Source organism: Paraburkholderia sp. SIMBA_030, from assembly GCF_046535245.1.
Classification (GTDB): Bacteria; Pseudomonadota; Gammaproteobacteria; order Burkholderiales; family Burkholderiaceae; genus Paraburkholderia.
In genome coordinates this window covers 1-252 of sequence record NZ_JAWRXB010001146.1, presented here as the reverse complement: position 1 = coordinate 252, position 252 = coordinate 1, and the positions used below count along the sequence as shown (strand labels likewise).

Sequence of the window (252 nt, the reverse complement as noted above, 5' to 3'; positions counted from 1 at the left end):
CGCCGATCGTCGAACCTTCGACAGCCGACTGGTCGGCACCTGCGCTCGGAAAATATCTCGGCACGGATGAGACCAAGTGGCGCCAGTATGACGCCTGCGCGCTGGTAAGCGATGGCGCACGGTTCCCGGAGTTCCTGATCGATCAGGGCAAGGCCGACGGATTCCTGGAAAAGGGCCTGCGCCCCTGGCTGTTCGAAGAGGCGATCAAAGGCACGGACATCGGTCTGACGCTCCGCATGCACGAGCGCTACG

At 63.1% G+C, this 252-nt stretch carries 1 pseudogene; it reads left to right on the top strand.

What is annotated here, in order from left to right:
- Positions 1-252 (top strand): annotated as a pseudogene (locus SB772_RS43620) (S-formylglutathione hydrolase); the annotation flags it as partial.